At 64.8% G+C, this 22,409-nt stretch carries 20 protein-coding genes and 1 tRNA gene; 5 read left to right on the plus strand and 16 right to left on the minus strand.

The window, feature by feature from the left end:
- Window positions 1-67: 67 nt before the first annotated feature.
- The gene (locus tag K414_RS0118325) at window positions 68-1,402 is read right to left on the minus strand and encodes an ABC transporter substrate-binding protein (RefSeq protein ID WP_027497266.1); all 1,335 of its coding nucleotides are present in this window, start codon (window positions 1,400-1,402) and stop codon (window positions 68-70) included.
- A 174-nt stretch (window positions 1,403-1,576) separates the two neighbouring features.
- Window positions 1,577-2,209 (minus strand): ANTAR domain-containing response regulator, encoded by a 633-nt coding sequence (locus K414_RS0118330; protein WP_027497267.1) that lies wholly within the window; start codon window positions 2,207-2,209, stop codon window positions 1,577-1,579.
- 120 nt (window positions 2,210-2,329) lie between these two features.
- Here K414_RS0118330 and K414_RS0118335 point away from each other — a divergent pair.
- From K414_RS0118335 to K414_RS0118345, 3 genes are all read left to right on the plus strand, one after another.
- Window positions 2,330-2,406, plus strand: a tRNA-Leu gene (locus tag K414_RS0118335).
- Between the two features lie 63 nt (window positions 2,407-2,469).
- Window positions 2,470-2,646: a hypothetical protein gene (locus K414_RS29440; RefSeq protein WP_165430221.1), complete on the plus strand. Its 177-nt coding sequence runs from the start codon at window positions 2,470-2,472 to the stop codon at window positions 2,644-2,646.
- A 3-nt stretch (window positions 2,647-2,649) separates the two neighbouring features.
- A complete protein-coding gene (locus K414_RS0118345; protein WP_027497268.1) occupies window positions 2,650-3,381 on the plus strand; it encodes an AAA family ATPase in 732 nt (243 codons plus the stop codon).
- Here the strand turns inward: K414_RS0118345 and K414_RS0118350 are convergent.
- Window positions 3,366-4,355, minus strand: a complete 990-nt coding sequence (locus K414_RS0118350) for an AraC family transcriptional regulator (RefSeq protein WP_027497269.1) — start codon at window positions 4,353-4,355, stop codon at window positions 3,366-3,368. The two genes, K414_RS0118345 and K414_RS0118350, sit on opposite strands and share 16 nt — an antisense overlap.
- 122 nt (window positions 4,356-4,477) lie before the next feature.
- On the opposite strand from K414_RS0118350, the gene K414_RS0118355 reads away from it, so the two are divergent.
- Complete coding sequence (locus K414_RS0118355; RefSeq protein WP_027497270.1) at window positions 4,478-4,969, plus strand: anthrone oxygenase family protein; 492 nt, start codon at window positions 4,478-4,480, stop codon at window positions 4,967-4,969.
- On the opposite strand, the gene K414_RS0118360 is transcribed toward K414_RS0118355, so the two are convergent.
- Window positions 4,945-5,148, minus strand: coding sequence for a hypothetical protein (locus tag K414_RS0118360; RefSeq protein ID WP_027497271.1), 204 nt, complete (start codon window positions 5,146-5,148; stop codon window positions 4,945-4,947). The two genes, K414_RS0118355 and K414_RS0118360, sit on opposite strands and share 25 nt — an antisense overlap.
- A 56-nt stretch (window positions 5,149-5,204) precedes the next feature.
- On the opposite strand from K414_RS0118360, the gene K414_RS0118365 reads away from it, so the two are divergent.
- Window positions 5,205-5,726 (plus strand): DNA-deoxyinosine glycosylase, encoded by a 522-nt coding sequence (locus K414_RS0118365; RefSeq protein WP_027497272.1) that lies wholly within the window; start codon window positions 5,205-5,207, stop codon window positions 5,724-5,726.
- Here the strand turns inward: K414_RS0118365 and K414_RS0118370 are convergent.
- The 12 genes from K414_RS0118370 to K414_RS0118425 form a co-directional block, all read right to left on the minus strand.
- Window positions 5,692-6,621 carry an acyl-CoA thioesterase II gene (locus K414_RS0118370; RefSeq protein ID WP_027497273.1) on the minus strand — a complete coding sequence of 310 codons (930 nt, stop codon included), beginning with the start codon at window positions 6,619-6,621 and terminating at the stop codon, window positions 5,692-5,694. The two genes, K414_RS0118365 and K414_RS0118370, sit on opposite strands and share 35 nt — an antisense overlap.
- Entirely contained in the window at window positions 6,622-8,040 is a 1,419-nt protein-coding gene (pyk, locus tag K414_RS0118375) for a pyruvate kinase (RefSeq protein WP_027497274.1), read from the minus strand.
- 122 nt (window positions 8,041-8,162) lie between these two features.
- Entirely contained in the window at window positions 8,163-9,668 is a 1,506-nt protein-coding gene (locus K414_RS0118380; RefSeq protein ID WP_027497275.1) for a glutamate synthase subunit beta, read from the minus strand.
- Window positions 9,661-14,244, minus strand: coding sequence for a glutamate synthase large subunit (gene gltB, locus K414_RS0118385; RefSeq protein ID WP_027497276.1), 4,584 nt, complete (start codon window positions 14,242-14,244; stop codon window positions 9,661-9,663). Before gltB ends, K414_RS0118380 begins: the two co-directional genes overlap by 8 nt.
- 248 nt (window positions 14,245-14,492) lie before the next feature.
- Window positions 14,493-15,110, minus strand: a complete 618-nt coding sequence (locus K414_RS29630) for a TM2 domain-containing protein (RefSeq protein WP_051365156.1) — start codon at window positions 15,108-15,110, stop codon at window positions 14,493-14,495.
- A 37-nt stretch (window positions 15,111-15,147) separates the two neighbouring features.
- Window positions 15,148-16,071, minus strand: a complete 924-nt coding sequence (locus tag K414_RS27330) for a TM2 domain-containing protein (protein ID WP_051365157.1) — start codon at window positions 16,069-16,071, stop codon at window positions 15,148-15,150.
- The gene (gene lgt, locus K414_RS0118400; protein WP_027497277.1) at window positions 16,064-17,050 is read right to left on the minus strand and encodes a prolipoprotein diacylglyceryl transferase; all 987 of its coding nucleotides are present in this window, start codon (window positions 17,048-17,050) and stop codon (window positions 16,064-16,066) included. The genes K414_RS27330 and lgt overlap by 8 nt, the downstream gene beginning before the upstream one ends.
- The gene (trpA, locus tag K414_RS0118405; RefSeq protein WP_027497278.1) at window positions 17,047-17,850 is read right to left on the minus strand and encodes a tryptophan synthase subunit alpha; all 804 of its coding nucleotides are present in this window, start codon (window positions 17,848-17,850) and stop codon (window positions 17,047-17,049) included. Before trpA ends, lgt begins: the two co-directional genes overlap by 4 nt.
- Window positions 17,847-19,118, minus strand: coding sequence for a tryptophan synthase subunit beta (gene trpB, locus K414_RS0118410; RefSeq protein ID WP_045841352.1), 1,272 nt, complete (start codon window positions 19,116-19,118; stop codon window positions 17,847-17,849). The genes trpA and trpB overlap by 4 nt, the downstream gene beginning before the upstream one ends.
- A 120-nt stretch (window positions 19,119-19,238) precedes the next feature.
- A complete protein-coding gene (trpC, locus tag K414_RS0118415) occupies window positions 19,239-20,048 on the minus strand; it encodes an indole-3-glycerol phosphate synthase TrpC (protein WP_027497280.1) in 810 nt (269 codons plus the stop codon).
- Between the two features lie 79 nt (window positions 20,049-20,127).
- Entirely contained in the window at window positions 20,128-20,793 is a 666-nt protein-coding gene (locus K414_RS0118420; RefSeq protein WP_027497281.1) for a TIGR02234 family membrane protein, read from the minus strand.
- Window positions 20,790-22,346 (minus strand): anthranilate synthase component I, encoded by a 1,557-nt coding sequence (locus K414_RS0118425; RefSeq protein ID WP_228139413.1) that lies wholly within the window; start codon window positions 22,344-22,346, stop codon window positions 20,790-20,792. Before K414_RS0118425 ends, K414_RS0118420 begins: the two co-directional genes overlap by 4 nt.
- Window positions 22,347-22,409: the final 63 nt, after the last annotated feature.

The following is a 22,409-nucleotide window of genomic DNA, read 5'->3' on the forward strand; positions in this document are numbered from 1 at the left end:
TCGAACGACTCCGGGCCCGAGTCCTGATGTCAGGACTCGGGCCCGGAGGCTGTGTAGCAGCTACAGATCACTCACCGACGACGATGTATCCGTCCGTCGTCAGCTTGTTGTCCGGTCCGAAGACCAGGTTGCCGTAGGAACCGGTGGCGGGCTCGCCTGCGTCACTGAAGTTCAGCGCGCCGGTGACTCCGTCGTAGTCGATATCGGTGCCGGCCTTGACGAGCGGGAGGCACTCGGTGTAGCTCGTGCACTTCGTGCCGTCCTTGGTGATGCTGTTGATGTTGGCAGCGATGTCGGTGCCTGCCGTCGACTTCGCCTGCTCGGCTGCCAGCGCCGAGATGACGACCGCGTCGTAGGACTCACCGGCGTAGTTGAAGTCGACCAATGCCGGATCCACGCCCTTGAGTCGGTCCTGGAACGCGGTGCCGACGTCGGTCAGCGGGGTGGTGCCGCGCATCGTGTCGAGCAGGCCTGCAGCGACCGACTCACCGAGTGCGTTGCCCATGTTGCCGTCGACGCCGTAGACCAACGTGCCGTCGGACGGTCCGATGCCGATCTCGTGCATACGGGTGATGATCTTCGCGGACTCCTCGAAGCCGATGATGGCGACGGCATCCGGGTTGAAGTTCTTCACGCCGTCGACCTCGGCGTTGAACGACTGTGCGTTCGGGTCGTAGATCGTGGTCTGGATCTGGTCTGCCGCGATGCCGGCCTCTTCGAGGTTGTCGGCGGTGTTCTTGGCCAGGCCCGTTCCATAGGGGTCGTTGAGAGCCAGGATGGCGACGCGCTGCGCGCCGTCCTCGGCGATCAGCTGCGAAAGTGCCTGTGCCTGCAGCACATCGGTGGGCGCGGTACGGAAGTACTGGCCCTTGTCCGGGTAGCAGACGAACTGGTCGGAGGTGTTGGCAGGCGAGAACTGCACGACACCCGCGCTGGCGATCTTGTCGATGACCTTGAGCGACACCGAGGACGACGCCGCACCGACGATGACGTTCGAGCCGCCGGCGAGCAGACGGTCGACCGTGGTGTTGGCGGTGTCGGTGGTGGTGTCGCCCGAGTCACCGGGGATGAGCGTGACGGGCTGGTCGAGGACGCCGCCCGCACCGTTGACATCGTTGACGGCCAGCTGGACACCGGCGACCTCGGGTGGTCCGAGGAAGGCCAGGGTGCCGGTCTCGGGAAGGAGGGTTCCTACCACCAGCGGCGACGTGTCGGGAGTGGATCCGGCGGTGGCCTGCTCAGGAGTGCAGTCGGTGGAGACGGTCGTTTCCGCGGCCGACGTGCCGCCGCTGGCACTGGTGGAGTCGGTCGAGCCCGAGTCGTCGCTCGACGAACAGCCGAACAGTGCGAGCGAGGTGACGCTCAGCACTGCAGCCGTGCGGACATAGGTCCGAATTGCCATCTAGGTTCTCCTTGAAATTGCTCGTCGTTGAAGCTCACCTGAGTTACATGTGGCTCACGTGTGAACCAGACGCTAATGCTCGAAACCGGTTCGCAAGGCCTAGAACGACGCTCGTGACCTGACTGTGACCTAAGAGGTCGAAGTTTTACGTGGCCGTAGCTTTCCGCGGGCCGATCAGCTCTCTGCCACAGGGTTGTTCGCCGGAGTACCGAGTGTTTCGATCACGACCTCGGCTACCGCCTTCATCGTCGTGCGTCGGTCCATCGCGGCACGCTGAATCCACTTGAACGCCTGCGGTTCCGTCAGCGATTGCGACTCCATCAGGACGCCCTTGGCCTTCTCGATCAGCTTGCGGGTCTCGAGTCGGTCCTGAAGATCGGCGATCTCCGATTCGAGCGCAGAGATCTCGCCGAATCGGCTCGCGGCCAACTCGACTGCAGGCATCAGATCGGCCTTGGTGAACGGTTTGACCAGATAGGCCATCGCACCCGCATCGCGCGCCTTCTCCACGAGCTCTCGCTGACTGAACGCTGTGAGAATCACCACCGGCGCGATCCGCTTCTCCGCGATCTCGGAGGCCGCGTCGATGCCGTCACGACGCGGCATCTTCACGTCCATGATCACCAGATCCGGTCGAAGTTCGACAGCCAGTTCCACAGCCTGCTGACCATCCGCGGCCTCACCGACCACGTCGTATCCCTCTTCGCGGAGCATCTCCACCAGGTCGAGACGAATCAGGGATTCGTCTTCCGCGACCACCACCCGCAGCGCAGGCTTGCCAGTACCGTGCGTATCAGGAGCATTCATCTGTACCGGTCTCCTTCGACAGTCGTCGCCGCTCGGGGGCATCGAGCAACTGAAGGGTACCGGTGCACGGGGCCGAAAGCGCATCTTCTACACTCGTCAATCGTTGCTTGAAAGACGCCAGCCCTCGTATCCCAATTGGCAGAGGAAACGGATTCAAAACCCGTCCAGTGTGAGTTCGAGTCTCACCGAGGGCACCACAGCACGATCGACCGGCCGCGACAGCGGTCGGGTCCACTCCCGATCACGCCTACAGTGGGGTGATGTACATACCCAGCAGTCTTCGTTGCCATGACACCAGCGCGGGCAAATTGTGCGCGCAGAAGGTCGACCACCGTTTCGGAGATTCCGCGGACCAGTCCGCTCAGTGGGTCTACTACACCTGCAGCGCCGACTCCGCCCACGAAACCGGTTACGTCGACCGCCTGGTCACCGCCTGAATCATGTTCGTAGAGCGCGCCTTTGTCCACGCCGACGATGTGGGATCGGAGTGGCCCTTCACCGTTCCCGCTGTCGCCGACCTCGCGCGCGAGGGACTCGAGTTTCTCGCACCGGTCACAATTCTGTTGGGCGACAACGGTTCCGGTAAGTCGACTCTCGTAGAGGCAATCGCAGAGCGTTTCGGCATCGACGCCCGCGGGGGTCGGGCAGCGCAGAAGTCTCGTCGACTGGACGAGGTGACGAGCGTCCTCGGCGAGGTGCTCGAACTCGAGACCACGCCACGAGGCGCGCGCATGCTGCGGGGTCCGCGCGAGCAGAAGCGGGGATTCTTCCTGCGCGCCGAGACTGCATTCGAGATGGCCGAGAACCTCGGCGGCATGCCGGGCTTCTGGGACGAGAACACCGCCGAAATGAGCCACGGTGAGGGCTTTCTCACCATGTTCGGTGCGATGTTGGCCGAACCGGGCTTCTATGTGCTGGACGAACCGGAGTCGGCCCTGTCGTTCACCGCGTGCCTGAACCTGGTCGCGCTGATGTCCCACTTGGGCGAGGAGGGGGCACAGCTCGTCTGTGCCACGCATTCACCGATCCTGGCTTCGACACCCGGTGCGGACATCGTCGAAGTGGGTGAACACGGTCTGCGCCGAAGCACCTGGGACGAACTCGAATTGGTCCAGCACTGGCGGCGATATCTCGACGATCCGAACGTGTATCTCCGTCATCTACTCGACTGAACCGGCACCAACGCCACGTCCCGACGACGACGCACACTCCCCGGAGAGACTCCCATCGCCCGTTTGAATGCTTTGCCGAATGCTGCCTCCGACAAATAGCCACTGCGCCTGGCCAATTCGGCCAGCACCACGTCCTCGGACCGCAATGTGTCGTACGCGACCTGCATCCGCCACGTCGCCAGATAACTCATCACCGAATCGCCGACCAATGCGGTAAATCGAGCCGAGAACGCCGAACGTGACATGTGTGCACTCGACGCCAGTGCCGCAACGGTCCACCGCTCGTCGGGATTTCGATGAATGCGAGCCAGCGCGCCTCCGATCCGCTCGTCCTGCAACGCTCCCAGCCAACCGGACTGCGCGCTCGGAGTGTCCACAATCCATGACCTCAACGCCTGAATCACCAGAACGTCGGAAAGCCTGGTGATCACTGCCTCTCCCCCGGGTTCGAGCGATCGTGCCTCGTCGGCCACCATGGCGAGGATGTTCTGCATACGTGCGCGCCGTGGTTCGCTGTCTGCGTCGATCACGATCACCGCCGGTAGCAGCCGAAGAAGCTGCTGCGCCGCAGGATGATCCATCCGGACGGCCCCGCAGACCAACACGGTGTCGGGTCCGCTCGCATCGCACTGGTCGATCACCGCGTACCGGTCGCTGACGTAATCGTGTGGCACCTCGTACACGCTGGTCGCGTCGCCGACAGACTCGATGTCGGCCGCCAATACGTGCCCACGCCCGTCGGGAACCAACGCGAAGTCGCCGGGAACGAGCTCACGCGTCGACTCCCCGGGGACCGACAGCACACACGACCCGTCGACCACGGTGTGGAACCACACAGCGTCGTCCATCGCGGGCAGGGCCAGCCCCCACGAGCCACTCATCTCGGAACGCACGTAGAAGGACCCGGTCATTCGGAGGAAATGCAAAGCCTCACCGAGCGGATCGGGTGACTTCCAGGGGTCGGCTCCACGCACCGGACAATTGTCCCCCACGGCCGGGACGATCGGACATGAATTCGAGCCCCGCGCGCATTGTCCATCCACCCGTGACGCGGAAAGGTCGGAAGCGCACGACGAATCCCCGGGAAGGAAAACCGATGATCGACAAGATCTCCTCGATCGCCACCCTGGTCGCAGCAGTCGGATGCGGCCTCGTCGCGGGCGTCATGCTCGCGTTCTCGGTCAGTGTTCTTCCTGGCCTGGCGTCGTTACCGGTGCCCGACGCGATCGCCGCGATGCAGAGATCGAACGCCGCGATCCTCAACCCACTGTTTCTGACGCTGTTCGTCGGTACGGCGTTGACCTGTTCTCTCGCAACCGTTCTCGCAATCACCACGGAGGGTGGGCGATCGACCTGGGTCGGCGCGGGAGCAGGGCTCTACGTGGTGGGCTGCTTCGTGGTCACGGTGGCGTTCAACGTCCCACTCAACGATGCATTGGCAGCGGTGGATCCGGCGAGTCCGTCGGGAGCCGACATGTGGCAGTCGTTCACGTCGAACTGGACACGGTGGAACACCGTCCGGATCATCTCGTCGACGGCGGCGTGCGCCGTGCTGATCCTCGGTCAGGGCAGATCCGCGCTGGGCTGATCGGACTCACCGTCCTGGTGACGCCTGCGAATCTCGTCCTCGAAGCGGGCGATGAGATGGTCGGTGTCGGCGGTCGAGACGTCGCGCGCGCCTTCGTCCATCGCGGCGTCGCGTCCTCTGCGCAGGGCGGCGAGTTCGGCTTCGAGTTCGTTGTTGTCGAGTACGCGTGGATCCAACATCTCTCCATTGTGGTCCCACCCGAGTGCCTGCGCGCGCTGTTTGCTGTAATCGCGACATGAACGTCGTGCACAGCTTCGAACCGATAGTCGACGAGCATGCTCATACGCTGATACTCGGTTCGATGCCCGGTGTCGCGTCGCTCGCTGCTCAGCAGTATTACGCCCATCCCCGAAATGCCTTCTGGCCGATCATGGGAACGTTGTTCGGTGCCGGGCCGGAATTTGCGTACGAGGCACGAACAGAGAGACTGGCGCGCAGCGGGATTGCCGTATGGGACGTACTGAAGCTGTGTACTCGGACCGGAAGCCTGGACTCGGCCATAGTCGAATCATCCATCGTGGCAAACGATGTCGCGAACCTCATCGCCGGCCATCCCGGCATCGACACCGTGCTGTTCAACGGAGCCAAAGCTGCCGACAGCTATCGCAGATACGTCGCGAACGCGGTGCAGCAGGACGTCGAGTGCATCCGTCTGCCGTCCACCAGTCCAGCGCACGCCTCACTCACCCTCGAAGCCAAGACTCGACTGTGGTCGGCAGCACTCAGGCGCGAACGCGTTTCGGGAAGTGGCGAATGAGGCCCTCCTGCACGACGGTTGCGAGCAACTGACCGTCCATCGAGAAGAATCGGCCGGTGGCGAGTCCCCGCGATCCGGCCGCGACCGGCGATTCGGTCGCATACAGAGCCCACTCGTCGAATCGGAACGGTCGGTGAAACCAGATGGAGTGGTTGACCGTCGCCGCCACGATGCGGTCGAGTCCCCAGGACAGTCCATGGGTGGTGATGATCGAATCGAGCACCGTGGTGTCCGACGCGTAGCCCATGGTCGCGGCGTGAAAGATCGACTCGTCCGGCAGATCGCCGTCCGCTTTCATCCACACCCGATTGTGGTTGAGCTTCTCACCGGTGCCGTGCATGATCCACGCCGGATCGTTCGCGTACCGCATGTCGATCGGTTTGAGTGCATCGACGAACATCTGCAGTCGGTCCTCGAACCCCACGAAGTGGTCGCCGAGAGGCGGCAGAGCATCGGGATACGGAACCTCGGGCACCTCGACGCTGTGCTCGAGGCCCTTACCGAAATCCTGGAAAGCAGCGAGCATGACGAACAGCTCGTTACAGTCCTGCAGCGCAGTGACCTGCCGGTTGGCGAACGCCCGGCCGTCGCGCTGACGACTCACCCGGTATTCAATGGGCTTCTTGACGTCACCACCGCGGATGAAGTGCGCATTGATCGCATGAACGTCCCGGGACGTTCCGGATACGGTCCGGCCGGCGGCGATGAGCGCCTGAGCGACGAGCTGCCCACCGAACGTCCGGCTCCCCACCTGCTCCGGATGCTGTCCGATGAACACATCCTCCTCGGTCTCCTCGAGGGCGAGGAGACCAAGAAGGGTTTCGAGATCGGTTCCGCGTACTGCTGTACTGCTCGGCGCGCTCTCGCTGACGCCGGTTCCCCCCGCTTCGACCACTTACCGGTCCTCTTCTCCGATTCGGTGCACATGGATCAAGTTGGTCGAGCCTACTGTGCCGGGAGGGGCACCGGCGACGATCACGACCTGATCGCCTCGGTTGTAACGACCGAGTTCGAGCAACGCCTTGTCGACCTCTTTGACCATCGCGTCGGTCGAGCCCACATCGGGAACCAGGAACGTCTCGGTGCCCCAGCTCAGGGACAGCTGACTGCGGACCTCGGAGATCGAGGTGAATGCGAGCAACGGCAGTTTGGTGTGGAGGCGTGCCAACCGTCGCACGGTGTCGCCCGACTGGGTGAAGGCCACGAGGGCCTTCGCGTCCAGACGCTCGCCGATATCGCGGGCGGCGTAGGAAATGACACCGCGCTTGGTGCGAGGAACGTGGGTCAGAGGAGGAACGCTGTCGCCTTCGGTTTCCACGGTCTCGACGATCCGAGCCATCGTCCGCACCGTCTCCATGACGTACTTGCCGACCGAGGTCTCGCCGGACAGCATGACCGCGTCGGTACCGTCGAGCACTGCGTTGGCAACGTCGGATGCCTCGGCGCGGGTCGGGCGGGAGTTCTCGATCATCGATTCGAGCATCTGGGTCGCAACGATGACGGGCTTGGCGTTGGCGCGGGCGATCTGGATGGCGCGCTTCTGCACCAGGGGCACCTGCTCGAGTGGCAATTCGACGCCGAGGTCACCGCGGGCGACCATGATCGCATCGAACGCCAGCACGATGGCTTCGAGATTGTCGACGGCCTCGGGCTTCTCGAGCTTGGCAATGACCGGAACTCGGCGGCCGACGCGGTCCATGACTGCGTGGACGAGTTCGACATCGGCAGGAGAGCGCACGAACGAGAGCGCGATGAAATCGCATCCGAGCGCGAGGGCGAACTCGAGGTCCGCAATGTCCTTCTCGCTCATGGCAGGAACAGAGACGTCCATGCCGGGCAGGGAGACGCCCTTGTTGTTACTGACCGGACCACCCTCGGTGACCCGACACAGCACGTCGTTGCCTTCGACGCCGGTGACGACCAGGCCGACCTTGCCGTCGTCGACGAGCAGGCGGTCGCCTTCCTTGGCGTCCTGAGCCAGCTCCTTGTACGTGGTCGACACACGATCGTGGGTGCCCTCGCACTCCTCGACGGTGATGCGGATCAGTTCACCGGCGGCCCAGGTGGTGGAGCCCTCGGCGAATCGGCCGAGTCGGATCTTCGGTCCCTGCAGGTCGGCCAGGATGCCCACGGCTTTGCCGGTGGCGTCCGATGCGGCGCGAACTCTCTCGTAGTTGGCCTGGTGATCGGGGTGATCGCCATGGCTGAAGTTCAGTCGTGCGACATCCATTCCACTCTCGACGAGTTCGCGGATGCGCTCTGTGGTTGCGGTTGCGGGTCCAAGGGTGCAGACAATCTTCGTACGTCGGCTCACGGTTGCGAGCGTAGCCGCTGGACGCCTTGTTCTCTATCGCAGAGGAACCCGGCCGAATACTACCGACGGGTAGCCTCGCCGGGCCGCTGCTGAAAGCACCTGTACCGGTACAGAGACGAGTGTCACACCACCGCCAGAGGCAGTGCCGTGGGGTGTACCGGGGACGGCAATTCCGAGTGTCCGGTGAGGTAAGCGTCGACCCCGTTGGCAGCCGAACGCCCCTCGGCGATCGCCCACACGACCAACGACGCACCGCGGTGGGCATCCCCACAGACGAACACACCCGGGGCCGTCGTCTGCCAATCGGGACCACACGACAACGCGCCGCGCTTCGTCAGCGCCAGGCCGTAGTCGTCTAGCAGCGGTCCGTGCTCGACACCCTCGAATCCGATGGCGAACAATGCCAGATCACAGGGCAATTCGACCTCTTCACCGATGGGCGTCACGATGCGTCGCCCGTCCGCGTCGCGTTGCACCTCGACCTCGGCGAGCACCATGGCGCGCACATGTCCGCGCTCGTCGCCGAGGAATCGCTGCACCGCGACCTGATGACGCACGACGCCACCCTCCGCATGAGCAGGCGATGTCCGGAGCACCAACGGCCACGACGGCCATGGCGAAAGGCCGTCGTCACGGGCACCGGGAAGAGCAGGGTTGTAGTCGAGCTGAGTGACCGACGCGGCACCCTGACGGTGAGCCGTGCCGAGACAATCGGCCCCGGTGTCTCCGCCGCCGATGATCACCACATGCTTGCCCGCAGCGGATATCGACGTCGGCCCGTCGCCCTCGCATTCCTTGTTCGACGGCACCAGATGCTCCATCGCCAGGTGGATGCCGTCGAGTTCGCGGCCGATCACCTCGGTGTTGTCGCGAGCCCGCAGAGCGCCGACGGCGAGCACGACCGCATCGAAGCTCGCGCGCAGTTGCTCGACGGTGAAGTCGATGCCGACCTCGCACTCGGTGACGAAATGCGTGCCCTCGGCCCGCATCTGCATCAGCCGCTGATCGAGCACCGACTTCTCCAACTTGAATTCGGGGATTCCGTATCGAAGCAATCCACCGAGCCGATCGTCGCGCTCGTACACGGTGACATCGTGCCCGGCCCTGGTGAGCTGTTGCGCCGCAGCCAGCCCCGCCGGACCCGAACCCACGACGGCCACTCGCTTACCGGTGGTGATCGTCGGAGGCTGGGGAACGACGCTGCCCTGTTCCCAGGCCAGGTCCGCGATGGTCTGCTCGACCCGCTTGATCGTCACACTTCCGCCGGTGGCGGCCTCGGAAATGGACAGGACACAGGCAGATTCACACGGAGCCGGACACACTCGTCCGGTGAACTCCGGAAAGTTGTTGGTGGCGTGCAACCGATCACTGGCCGCGTCCCACCGATCGCGGCGCACGAGATCGTTCCATTCCGGAATCAGGTTGCCCAGCGGGCATCCGGCAGTTCCGGAGTGGCAGAACGGAATTCCGCAATCCATGCAGCGGCGCGCTTGTTCCGAGACCTCGGCTGCGCGTTCGCTGCTGGGCTGATCCGAGTACACCTCGTTCCAGTCCCTGACCCGTTCGTCGATAGGACGCTTGGCGGCCTCACGCTTGACGACCTTCAGAAATCCCTGTGGATCAGCCACGTGCAGCCTCCATGATCGCAGCGTCGACGTCGCGCCCCTCGGCGCGCGCCATTCGTGTCGCCTCCAGCACTCGCTGATAGTCGACGGGCATGACTTTGGTGAACAGAGCGGACCGGCGGGGCCAGTCGGCGAGCAGCGATGCCGCGACGGTGGAGCCGGTCCAGCGCTCGTGGTTCTCGACCGTCTCGCGCAGCCACACCAGATCGTCCGGATCGGGAACCTGCAACTCGACCATTGCCGTGTTCACGTCCGCGGGGTCAAGACCCAGAACGAAGGCGATACCGCCCGACATGCCGGCCGCCATGTTGCGTCCGGTCGGCCCGAGCACGACAACCCGTCCGCCCGTCATGTACTCGAAGGCGTGATCTCCCACGCCCTCGTTGACCGCAACGGCTCCGGAGTTGCGCACGGCGAACCGCTCCCCCGCCTTACCGCGCAGGTACACCTCCCCCGACGTGGCTCCGTAGAGAATCGTGTTTCCGGCAATGACGTTGTCCTCGGCAACGAAGGGTGCGTCCTCGGCCGGTCGGACGACGATGCGTCCTCCCGACAGGCCCTTGCCCACGTAGTCGTTCGCGTCGCCGACGAGATCGATCGTGATTCCGGGCGGCAGGAATGCACCGAGCGATTGCCCGGCAGAGCCGGTGAACGACACGCGAATCGTGTCGTCGGGTAGCCCGGCCGCGCCGTAGCGTCGCGTGACCTCGGACCCCAGAAGTGTTCCGACCGTGCGGTTGACGTTGCGCACGGGCAGCTCCAGCGTGACCGGATGTGCGTCCTCCAATGCCCCCTCGGCCAGCTGGATCAGCGTGCGATCCAGCGCGAAATCGAGGCCGTGGTCCTGATCGCGTAGGCGTCGACGCTGCGTCATGGGCGCGCCGTGTCGATCCACCGGCATCGCGAAGATGGGTGTGAGGTCGAGTCCCTTGCTCTTCCAATGTGCGACGCCGGCCGCGGTCTCGAGCACGTCTGCGTGGCCGACGGCCTCGTCGATGCTGCGGAACCCGAGCTGCGCGAGGTACTTTCGCACATCCTCGGCGACGAACCTGAAGAAGTCCTCGAGGAACTCGGGCTTGCCGGTGAACCGCTTGCGCAGTTCGGGGTTCTGAGTCGCGACACCCACTGGGCAGGTGTCGAGATGGCAGACCCGCATCATGATGCATCCCGCGACGATCAGAGGTGCCGTCGAGAACCCGAATTCCTCGGCACCGAGCAGCGCCGCGATGATCACATCACGGCCGGTGCGCATTCCGCCGTCGCACTGGACGGTGATGCGATCGCGAAGTCCGTTGAGCACCAACGTCTGTTGGGCGTCGGCCAGCCCGATTTCCCAGGGCGCACCGGCATGCTTGAGAGACGTCAACGGAGCCGCGCCCGTGCCACCGTCGTATCCCGAGATCAGTACGACGTCGGCGTGCGCCTTGCTCACTCCCGTGGCCACCGTGCCCACTCCTACCGAGCTGACGAGTTTGACGTGGACGCGCGCGTTCTCGTTGGCGTTCTTGAGATCGTGGATCAACTGCGCGAGATCCTCGATGGAATAGATGTCGTGGTGCGGAGGCGGGGAGATCAGGCCGACCCCGGGCGTCGAGTGCCGAGTCTTGGCCACCCACGGGTACACCTTGTAACCGGGCAGCTGCCCGCCCTCACCGGGTTTGGCACCCTGCGCCATCTTGATCTGAATGTCGGTGGCGTTGACCAGATAATCGCTGGTCACCCCGAACCGTCCACTCGCGACCTGCTTGACGGCACTGCGCCGGCTCGGATCGTAGAGGCGATCGACGTCCTCTCCGCCCTCACCGGAGTTGGAGCGCCCACCCAGATTGTTCATCGCAACGGCCATGGTCTCGTGCGCCTCGGCAGAGATGGATCCGTAGCTCATCGCGCCGGTGTTGAACCGAGTGACGATGGACTCGACCGGCTCCACCTCGTCGAGCGGAACAGGCGTGCGCACATGGTCTTTGAACTCGAACAGGCCCCGGAGTGCGCCCCCCTCACGGGCGAGCCGGTTCACTTCGTCGCTGTATTTCTGGAACACGTCGTAGCGACCGGTGCGTGTTGCGTGCTGCAACAGGAACACCGTCTCGGGAGTGAACAGGTGGAGTTCGCCCTCACGCCGGAACTGGTACTCGCCGCCGATCTCGAGGCGGCGGTGAACACGGTCGGTAGGATTCTCCGGGTATGCCTTCCGGTGACGGAGTTTGACCTCTTCGGCGAGGACGTCGAGACCGACTCCGCCGAGCTTGCTGACGGTACCCTTGAAGTACTCGCGCACGACCTCGCGATCGAGACCGACCGCCTCGAAAACCTGTGCGCCGGTGTAGGACCCGACGGTCGAGATTCCCATCTTGGACATGACCTTGAGCACGCCCTTGCCGAGCCCGTACAGGTAGTTGCGCACCGCGACAGTGGGTTCGACCCCGGTGAGCTCACCTTCGCCGACCAGGTCCTCGATCGACTCCATGGCCAGGTACGGGTTGACCGCCGCCGCACCGAATCCGATCAGCAAGGCCAGGTGGTGCACTTCTCGTGCATCGCCGGACTCGACGACGAGAGCGACCTTGGTGCGTTCCTTGGTGCGCACCAAGTGGTGGTGCACAGCAGAGGTGGCCAGCAGGGACGGAATCGGTGCCCGAGTGTGGTCCGAATCGCGATCGGAGATGATCAGCGTGCGGTAGCCGGCAGCGATGGCTTCCGATGCCCGCATGCGCAGTTCTTCGATGGCCTCGGCCAGACCTTCCCCACCACGCTCGACCTCGTACAGTGCGCGCAGCACGATCGCCGACAGACCGGGATGATCACCGTCGTCGTCGATGTGGATGATCTTGTTGAGTTCGTCGTTGTCGAGCACCGGCCACGGCAACACGATCTGCCTGCACGACGCGGCGGTGGGCTCGAGCAGATTCTGCTCCGGTCCCATCACTCGCGACAACGACGTCACGATCTCTTCTCGGATGGAGTCGAGTGGCGGGTTCGTGACCTGCGCGAACAGTTCGATGAAGTAGTCGTACAGCTGACGAGATCGCTGGGACATCACCGCGGACGGGGTGTCGGTCCCCATCGATCCCAGTGGCTCGCCCCCGGAGGCGGCCATCGGGGTGAGCACGACGCGGAGATCTTCCTCGGTGTAGCCGAAGGCGATCTGTCTGCGAATCACGGACTCGTGGTTGTACTGAATGTGGGCGCGCTCGGGCAGGCTCTTGATTTCCAGCAATCCGGCGTGCAGCCATTCCTGGTACGGATGTTCCTGCGCCAGTTGCAGTTTGATCTCCTCGTCGGGAACGAGACGCCCGGCGACGGTGTCGACCAGAAACATCTTGCCCGGCTCGAGGCGACCCTTGGCGACGACCTGAGATTGCGGCACGTCCAGGACACCCGCCTCGCTGGCGAGGATCACCCGACCGTCGGCCGTCTGCCACCACCGACCGGGGCGCAGACCGTTGCGATCGAGAACGGCCCCGACGTAGCTACCGTCGGTGAACGTGACGCAGGCCGGACCGTCCCACGCTTCCATCATCGACGAGTGGAATTGATAGAACGCCCGTACCCGCGGATCCATCGTGCGATGGTTCTCCCACGGCTCCGGCACCATCATCATCACGACGTGGGGAACGCTCCGGCCGCCCAGATGCAGCAGTTCGAGCACCTCGTCGAGCGACACCGAATCGGAGGCGTCGGGATTGCAGACGGGGAAGAGCCGCTCCAGATCACCGGGGATGAGATCGCTGGACAGCATTGCTTCCCGAGCGCGCATCCGGTTCCTGTTGCCCTTGACCGTGTTGATCTCTCCGTTGTGCGCGACGTAGCGGTGCGGGTGCGCCAACGGCCACGACGGGAAGGTATTGGTGGAAAAACGACTGTGCACGATGGCAATTGCACTCGTACACAACGGGTTACGCAGCTCCGGGAAGAACAGGGGCAGCTGCATGGTGGTGAGCATGCCCTTGTAGACGATGGTGCGTGCGGACAGCGAAGGAAAGAACAGGCCCGAGCCTTCTGCCTCGATCTCCGGGGTGACGCGCTCCGACCGCTTACGCAGCCCGTACACCAATCGGTCGAGTTCGAGACCGGCCGGACGTGAACCGTCGACCTCGGGGGCCGCGACGAAGAGATAGCTCATGTACGGCATGCATCCGAGCGCCGTCAGTCCGACGTCGGCGCGATCCGGATCGACCTCGACCGGAACCCAACCCAGCACCTCGAGACCCTCTTCGGCTGCAATGGATTCGACACGCTGCACGGCCGACCCGCGCTCACGGATGCCCTGCGGCAGAAAGCAGACACCCGCGGCGAAGGTGTTCTCACCGTCGGCGTTGGCGGACGGTAGCTCGAACGACGACAACGAATCGAGAAGTTCGACGGGCAGCTGGATCAGAATGCCCGCGCCGTCACCACTGTTGGGCTCGGCACCGGCAGCACCACGATGTTCCAGGTTCTCCAGTGCCAGTACACCGTCGGACACGATCGAGTGCGAACGTCGTCCGGCGATGTCGGCGATCATCGCCACACCGCAGGAGTCCTTCTCCGCGCTCGGGTCGTACAGTCCTTGCTCGGCAGGCATCCGAGAAAACAACACCACGATCACCTCCACGTAGACCGGTAGGTGCTTCGGATGGCGCAGTGTCGACACGCTGCACTGTGAGCCTCGGCTACCCCGCCGGCTGGTCGCCCGAACCGACATAAAGTGCCGGATCGACCGAATTCGATGCCTATCGGGAATTCACCGGGACAGCTCTGGCCCGCGAAAGAATCCGAGATCGCTCTCGGATGGCGGAATCGTATCAGTTGCCGATCGCAACGATGCAATCGCGAACGGCGCTGGGCTCAGTCGCGCAGGGGGCGCCCGTGTTCATCGCGCACGCTGCCCGTGAGCATCATGATCCCGTCGATCAGCGGCCAGATACCGCCGATGCCGCACGTGAGCCACGTGACCGCGATCTGCGCCACCGCAATTCCCGGCTGATTCAAATAGAAGCGTCCTGCGCCGAAAACACCCAGCAGGATGTTCAGCAGCCCGGCAGTGAGCTTCTGCTTGTCCGAGAACGGTTCACCGGTGACGGGATGCCGTCCGTAAGGAGCGCTCGGATCCACCCAACCGGGAGCACCGGCGTACTGGGGGCCTGGGTAGTGGGGTCCTCCGTACTGGGGTCCTCCGTACTGGGGACCTCCGTATTGGGGACCGCCGCCCGGAAACGGGGGCGGCGGGTAACCCGCACCGGGCGGTGGGCCGTCCGGTGCACCGGAGCTACGGTCGTCACCTCCGGACGCGCCGTACGGATCACTGACCCAATTCGGCGGACCGTAGCTGGGGTCGGGTGCGCCGTACACCGGACCCGGTGCCGCGTTCTTCTCGAACGAGATGGTGGGCTCCGAACCCGAGCCGTCTCCCGCCGATCCGCCCGGTGTCGATCCGTCCGATGACGATGTACCTGAATCACTCACAACGAACTCCCTCGACGACGCGCTACGGGTAGGTCGATCAGTCTCGCAGCTTGAGCCCGCGACTGTCGGGAACATTGCCGACGAGAATCAGCACGGCGTCCACGACATGCCACACGAACAGTCCGAACAACAGAATCAGGCCGAGGCCGAACACCACGGTCAGCAGCACGCCGAAGAAGAACAGCAGCAACTGCGCGACGCCGATTCCGGTGCTACCGATGTAGAAACGACCCACGCCGAGCCAGCCGAGGAACAGCTGAAGTAGTCCACCGACGATCTTCGATTTGTCCGACAACGGTTCACCGGTGACCGGATCCCGCCCGTACGGCGCGTCGGGTCCGACACCGAAACCGGGCCCGGCCGAAAAGCCCTGTGCTTGGCCATAATTCTGCTGGCCATAGCCCTGCTGGCCGTAACCCTGCTGGCCGTACCCTTGCTGGCCGTACCCTTGCTGGCCGTACCCTTGCTGGCCGTACCCTTGCTGGCCGTAGCCCGACTGCTGGCCGTAGCCCGAGTGCTGGCCGTACCCCTGCTGGCCATACCCCTGTTGGCCGTATCCCCCGGTCTGGCCGTACCCCTGTGGTGGACCGTAGGGCGACTGTTGGCCGTATCCCGGCTGACCGTATCCCTGGTACTCGGATCCCGGTGTCGGGTAACCGGCGGACGGCGGAAGGCCACCGATCGAATTGTCGATACTTCCGTCCGGGCTGGGGGCCGGATAGCTGGGAGTACTGGACCAGCCGGGCCCGTTGCCGATACCCGAATAGGTGTCCCAGCCCGGTCCGGTAGAACCGGCGGGACCGTGCGAGGGTGCGGACTCGGATGTCGCGGGCGGCTCGGAGAGCGACGCCTCGGCCGTTGCGTCGTAGTCGAACGGTGTACCGAAAGAGCCGGCCGACTTGTCGGTGCCGCCGCCCGAATCAGCAGGGTCGGGGTGTGCCCTCTTCTCGAAATCAACCACGGGTACTGCCTTCTTCCTCGGCTTTCTTCTCGAACGATGTCTCGCCCGTGCCTTCCTGCGGATCGCCGTCGGCGGACTCGCCACCCGTCTTGTCTTCGCTGTCACGACCGTCGTCGTCGTTCGACTTCAATGCCGCCGGGTCTTCGCGACCCTTGGTGGCGAGAACGAAATAGGCGACCGCGAGCACGAAGATGATTGCCGAAGTGAAAGTGTTCACGCGAATGCCGGCGATCTTCGTCGCGAAGTCGTCTCGCATGAGTTCCACCCAGAACCGACCGACGCAGTATCCGGCCACGTAGAGCGCGAACAATCGACCGTGGCCGATCGTGTACTTCCGATCGACGAGTACCAGGAGGACGACGACGAGGACGCTCCACAACAGTTCGTAGAGGAACGTCGGGTGGACGACCTTCTCGACCATTCCGGTGGAGACGCCGTTCAGAGGATCGAGCCGGCCGTTCGCATCGAGTCGCTCGTAGATCTCGAGACCCCACGGTTGCGTGGTTTCGCGACCGTAGAGCTCCTGGTTGAAGTAGTTGCCGATGCGGCCGATTGCCTGGGCCAGCAGGATCGGCGGGCCTACCGCGTCACCGAATGCCGGGAGTGGGATGCCGCGTCGACGACACGCGATCCACGCGCCGACTCCGCCGAGGAACACCGCGCCCCAGATTCCGAGGCCGCCGTTCCACACGTAGAGCGCCTCGATCGGCCGACCGCCGGCACCGAAGTACGTCTTCCAGTCGGTGGCCACGTGGTACAGCCGGCCACCGAGAAGCCCGAAAGGTACGGCCCACACGGCGACGTCGAGGACCGTGCCCTTGGTTCCGCCGCGAGCGACCCACCGGCGATCTCCCCACACCACGGCCACCACGATGCCGATGATGATGAACAGGGCGTAGGCACGGAGCGCGAGCGGTCCGACGTGCCACACCCCCTGCGCGGGACTGGGAATGTAGGCCAGGAAGGCGGTCGAAGTCACGACGCTACGTTAGCGGAGCGGACACCCTCGGCGAGTTCGGTCGTCAGGTCACGAACCGCGTCGAGACCGTTGTCGACAGCGGTCACCAAAGCCGAGCCGACGATGACCGCGTCGGCATACTTCGCGATCTCGGCAGCCTGTGCGCCCGACCGAACGCCGAGACCGACGCCGATCGGAATGTCGGAATGCTCGCGGATACGCGCCGCCAACGCCGGTGCCATCGAGGACACCGCGTCGCGGGCACCGGTCACGCCCATCGTCGAGGCGGCGTAGACGAAGCCGCTGCTGGCTTCGACGGTGCTGACGAGTCGCTCCTCCGTCGTCGACGGTGCGACGAGGAAGATTCGGTCGAGTCCGTACCGATCCGAGACCTCGATCCATTCCTGAGCCTCGTCGGGGATCAGGTCGGGAGTGATGATTCCGAGTCCACCCGCATCGGCGAGACTCCGGGCGAAATTCTCGATGCCGTATTTGAGCACCAGATTCCAGTAGGTCATGACGACCGCTTTGCCACCCGCGGCTGCGACCTGCTCGGTGACGGCGAAGACGTCCTTGACCCGGGCTCCGGCTCGCAGCGCCACGTCTGCAGCAGCTTGGATCGTGGGGCCGTCCATCACCGGATCGGAGTACGGGATGCCGACCTCGACGATGTCGCACCCGGCATCGACCATGGTCTTGAAGACCTCGATCGACCGGGGGACGGTCGGAAAGCCGGCGGGCAGGTATCCGACGAGTGCAGCGCGCCCTTCGGCACGGCACTGGGCGAACGTCCCGGAGAGGCGAGAGTCGTTGTTGCTCATGGCTTGATACCTGCTTCGTCGTCCACGTTCGCTTCGCCGTCTCCGTCGATCAGACCGAACCACTCGGCTGCGGTGTCGACGTCCTTGTCGCCGCGACCGGACAGGTTGACCAGGATGATGGCACCTTCACCCAGTTCCTTGCCGAGGGTGAGTGCGCCGGCGATGGCGTGCGACGATTCGATGGCCGGGATGATGCCCTCGGTGCGGCACAGCAGCTTGAAGGCGTTCATCGCCTCGGTGTCCGTCACGCCGCGGTACTCGGCGCGCCCGATGTCGTGCAGGTACGAATGCTCGGGTCCGACCCCGGGATAGTCCAATCCTGCTGAGATGGAATGGGATTCGACGGTCTGGCCGTCCTCGTTCTGCAGCAGGTACGAGTAGGCACCGTGCAGGGCTCCAGGCGTACCACCGCTGATGGTCGCCGCGTGACGACCGGTCTCGACTCCGTCGCCGGCAGCCTCGAACCCGACGAGACGGACATCGGCGTCGTCGATGAACGCGTGGAAGATTCCGATGGCGTTGGACCCGCCGCCGACGCAGGCCGCGATGGCATCGGGCAGGCGGCCGGTGGACGCGAGGACCTGCTGCCGCGCTTCGAGGCCGATGATGCGCTGGAAATCGCGGACCATCACCGGGAACGGATGCGGCCCCGCGACGGTTCCGAAGCAGTAATAAGTGTTGTCGGCGTGGGTGACCCAGTCTCGCAGTGCCTCGTTGATCGCATCCTTGAGAGTGCGCGAACCGGACTTCACTGCGACGACTTCCGACCCGAGCAAACGCATCCGGGCGACGTTGAGGGCCTGGCGCTCGGTGTCGACCTCACCCATGTAGACGACGCAGTCGAGACCCATCAGGGCACAGGCTGTGGCGGTCGCGACGCCGTGCTGACCGGCACCGGTCTCTGCGATGACACGAGTCTTGCCCATTCGCTTCGCGAGCAGAACTTGCCCGAGCACGTTGTTGATCTTGTGAGAACCGGTGTGATTCAGGTCTTCTCGCTTGAGCAGGATCCGAGCGCCACCGGCGTGCTCGGACAACCGGGTCGCCTCGAACACCGGAGATGGGCGACCGGTGTAATCGCGCTGCAGCCGATCCAGCTCACCGAGGAACTCGTTGTCGCTGCGCACTTTCTCGTACTCGGCGGTGACTTCCTCGATCACACCCATCAACGCCTCGGGCACGAACCTGCCCCCGTACACGCCGAAGTGACCGCCCACATCGGGCTCGTGCGCGCTGCGATCGGTGAGGCCGATGCTGCTCTGCGGCAGATCAGCGCCCTTGAAGCGGACTACCTGAGGGGCGTCCGCGGCGGAAGAAGTTTGGCTGGTGCTCACCGCTCCAGTGTGCCCCAACGGCGGACCGTCGCCGCGTTCGGGTGGGGTGCCGGTTCAGCGTGCGGGTTTCGGGCACGAGGGGTGCGTGCCCGCCGTCACCAGGTCCGAGACCGCAGTGCGCGGATCGCCCGCGGTGACCAGACCTTCTCCGACCAACACTGCGTCGGCGCCGGCTCCGGCGTACGCGAGAAGGTCGGCGGTGCCCCGCACTCCCGACTCGGCAACGCGAATGATCTCACTGGGCAGACCGGGCGCGATACGGCCGAAACTGTCGCGATCGATCTCGAGGGTCTTGAGGTTGCGGGCGTTGATACCGATGACGCTGGCACCCGCCTCGAGTGCGCGATCGGCCTCGGCCTCGGTGTGGACCTCGACGAGTGCCGTCATGCCGAGTGACTCCGTGCGATCGAGAAGAGACGTGAGTGCGTCCTGCTCCAGGGCCGCGACGATCAGCAGGATGACGTCCGCGCCGTGGGCTCGGGCCTCGTGGATCTGGTACGGACCGACGATGAAATCCTTGCGCAGCACAGGGATCGAGACTGCGGCTCGCACCGCGTCGAGATCGGCGAGCGATCCCCGGAATCGACGCTCTTCGGTCAACACGCTGATGACGCGGGCGCCACCCTGCTCGTAGGCACGCGCGAGCACCGCAGGATCACCGATGTCGGCCAACGCGCCCTTGGACGGGCTCGCACGCTTGACCTCGGCAATGACGCCGATGCCGTCCTCGCGGAGGGCAGCCGCCGCGTCGAGAGGTGCCGGGGCCAGCTTCGCTGCTGCCTTCACCGCAGCGAAATCGATCACCGATTCGCGCGCGGCGACGTCGGCTCGTACACCGTCGAGAATCGAGTCGAGAACAGTCATGGTGCCCCAGTCCTTTCTGAGCGTCGACATTCGATGTGAGGAATCTCATCGAGGTCGGAACCTAGCGTAGAGGGCCGAATCAATCCGACGAACGCCGGGTACCGGACTCGTCGGTAGGGTCTTCACCGGCATCGAGCGCGTCCCACATCATGCGCTCGGTCAGGTCTTCACCCTCGTCCTGTGCACCCACGGCGGACGTGGTTCCAGCGGCCCGGCGAGCCACTTCGTCGCGCCGCACAGCCGGAGCTGCGTACTTGGACGAGAGTACCTGTGGGCCAAAAGATTTCCGAATCGACAGGGCAGCCGCCGCGAACGCACACAGGGCCCCTGCGAGCGTGATCAGCGCGGGCAGTGTCGATGCCGTCGTCATCGTCACCTCGGCACGAGCCGGGAGCTCGGCGAGCGCAGCCGCCTCCGAGTCCGAAGCCCCCGCGGCGAGTAGCCGAACGGCCGGAATCGCCGCAGCGATCGCAACCACCGCGATGAGCAATGCCAGAACCCGAGATGCCCACCCGCGCACCGCGAACGAGGCCGCCACAGCAGCGACAAGCACCAAGGCGAGAGGAGTCGTGGCGGCGGCCCAGGTACTGCCGACGAGATCGTCGGTCCGGCTCTCGCCGAGACCGTCGGAGGACGTCACGCTCACCCACGTCATTCTGGACGCACCCCACAGGCATGCGGCCGCAACCACGAGCAGCACGACAGGCAGAACGGCCGATCCGCGGCCGCCGGAGCGTTCGGTCATCGGCCACCGACCTCACGCAGCGTTTCGGCTGCTGCGACGGCACTCAGCACGGCCATGGCCTTGTTCCTCGCTTCGTCGTCCTCGTACTCCGCTACCGAGTCGGCCACGACTCCGGCACCGGCCTGCACGTACGCCGTGCCGTCCTTGATGAGCGCGGTGCGAATCGAGATTGCGGTATCGGCGTCCCCGGCGAAGTCGAGATAGCCGACGATGCCGCCGTAGATGCCACGCCGCGTCGGCTCGAGCTCGTCGATCAGTTCCATCGCCCGCACCTTGGGTGCACCCGACAGCGTGCCCGCGGGGAAGCACGCCTTGACTGCGTCCAGAGCCCGCTTTCCCTCGGCGAGACGTCCCGTCACCGTCGACACCAGGTGCATGACGTGGCTGTAGCGCTCGATATGGCGGTAGTCGCCCACGCGCACCGTCCCGGGAGCACACACTCGGCCGAGATCGTTGCGACCGAGATCGACGAGCATCAGATGCTCCGCGTTCTCCTTCTCGTCGGCCAGCAGATCCTTCTCGAGCAGCACGTCGTCCTCCTCGGAGGCACCGCGCCAGCGCGTACCGGCGATCGGGTGCGTGGTCGCGAGACCGTCCTTGACCGTCACGAGAGCTTCGGGGCTGGATCCGACGATCGAGAACGCCGTCTCGTCGTTCTCCCCCGGCACGTGCATCAGATACATGTACGGGCTGGGATTCGAGGCCCGCAGCATGCGATAGACGTCGAGAGGAGACGCCTCGGTGTCCATCTCGAAGCGCTGCGAGAGCACCACCTGAAACGCTTCACCGGCCTCGATCTCCTCGACCAGCCGCTCGACATCGGCACCGAATCCCTCCGATGTCCGCTGCCTGCGGAAACGGGGCGCGGACTTGGAGAAGACCGACACCGTCGACGCAGCAGGCTCGGACAGATCCGCGCACATCCGGTCCAGGCGACTCACCGCGTCGTCGTAGGCCCGGTCGACGTGCTCGTCGGTGCCGTTCCAGTTGACCGCGTTCGCGATCAGGGTGATCGATCCTTCGTGATGGTCCACGGCCGCCAGATCGGTGGCCAGCAACATGACCATCTCGGGGATGCCGAGGTCGTCCTGCGCATGTTCGGGCAGCTTCTCGATGCGCCGCACCGAGTCGTATCCGAGATATCCGACCATTCCGCCGGTCAACGGCGGCAGGCCCGGCACGCGCTCGGAATGGAGTAGCTCCAAGGTTCGAGCCAACACGTCGAGGGGGTCACCGCCGCTCGGGACACCTGCGGGCACGTTGCCGCGCCACGCCGCCTCGCCGTCGACCACCGTCAGCGCCGCAGGCGCACCCGCACCGATGAACGACCATCTCGACCACGACCGCCCGTTCTCCGCGGATTCGAGCAAGAACGTTCCGGGTCGGTCGGCGGCAAGCTTGCGGTACGCCGACAACGGTGTTTCGGAGTCGGCGAGCACCTTTCGCGTCACCGGCACCACTCGATGCTCGGCGGCGAGCTGGCGGAACACCTCCCGGGACGTGGTCGAGTCCGCGGCATCGGTGGGTTGGGCGTCGATGGGTGCGGCGTCCATGGATGCGGTCTCGGTGGGGCTCGTGTGGGGAGTCGTCTCGCCGTGCATGACCCCATCCTCCCA

Source organism: Rhodococcus sp. JG-3 (assembly GCF_000482405.1).
GTDB classification, from domain to species: Bacteria; Actinomycetota; Actinomycetes; order Mycobacteriales; family Mycobacteriaceae; genus Rhodococcoides; species Rhodococcoides fascians.

What these genes read in the sequence shown, in the direction of transcription:
- K414_RS29440 (WP_165430221.1), top strand. Translation starts at nt 2,470, where the DNA reads ATGTACATACCCAGCAGTCTTCGTTGCCATGACACCAGCGCGGGCAAA.
- trpA (WP_027497278.1), bottom strand. Translation starts at nt 17,850, where the DNA reads ATGAGCAACAACGACTCTCGCCTCTCCGGGACGTTCGCCCAGTGCCGT.
- K414_RS0118325 (WP_027497266.1), bottom strand. Translation starts at nt 1,402, where the DNA reads ATGGCAATTCGGACCTATGTCCGCACGGCTGCAGTGCTGAGCGTCACC.
- K414_RS0118345 (WP_027497268.1), top strand. Translation starts at nt 2,650, where the DNA reads ATGTTCGTAGAGCGCGCCTTTGTCCACGCCGACGATGTGGGATCGGAG.
- K414_RS0118365 (WP_027497272.1), top strand. Translation starts at nt 5,205, where the DNA reads ATGAACGTCGTGCACAGCTTCGAACCGATAGTCGACGAGCATGCTCAT.
- K414_RS0118360 (WP_027497271.1), bottom strand. Translation starts at nt 5,148, where the DNA reads ATGTTGGATCCACGCGTACTCGACAACAACGAACTCGAAGCCGAACTC.
- K414_RS0118425 (WP_228139413.1), bottom strand. Translation starts at nt 22,346, where the DNA reads ATGGACGCCGCACCCATCGACGCCCAACCCACCGATGCCGCGGACTCG.
- trpC (WP_027497280.1), bottom strand. Translation starts at nt 20,048, where the DNA reads ATGACTGTTCTCGACTCGATTCTCGACGGTGTACGAGCCGACGTCGCC.
- K414_RS0118355 (WP_027497270.1), top strand. Translation starts at nt 4,478, where the DNA reads ATGATCGACAAGATCTCCTCGATCGCCACCCTGGTCGCAGCAGTCGGA.
- K414_RS0118330 (WP_027497267.1), bottom strand. Translation starts at nt 2,209, where the DNA reads ATGAATGCTCCTGATACGCACGGTACTGGCAAGCCTGCGCTGCGGGTG.
- K414_RS0118420 (WP_027497281.1), bottom strand. Translation starts at nt 20,793, where the DNA reads ATGACCGAACGCTCCGGCGGCCGCGGATCGGCCGTTCTGCCTGTCGTG.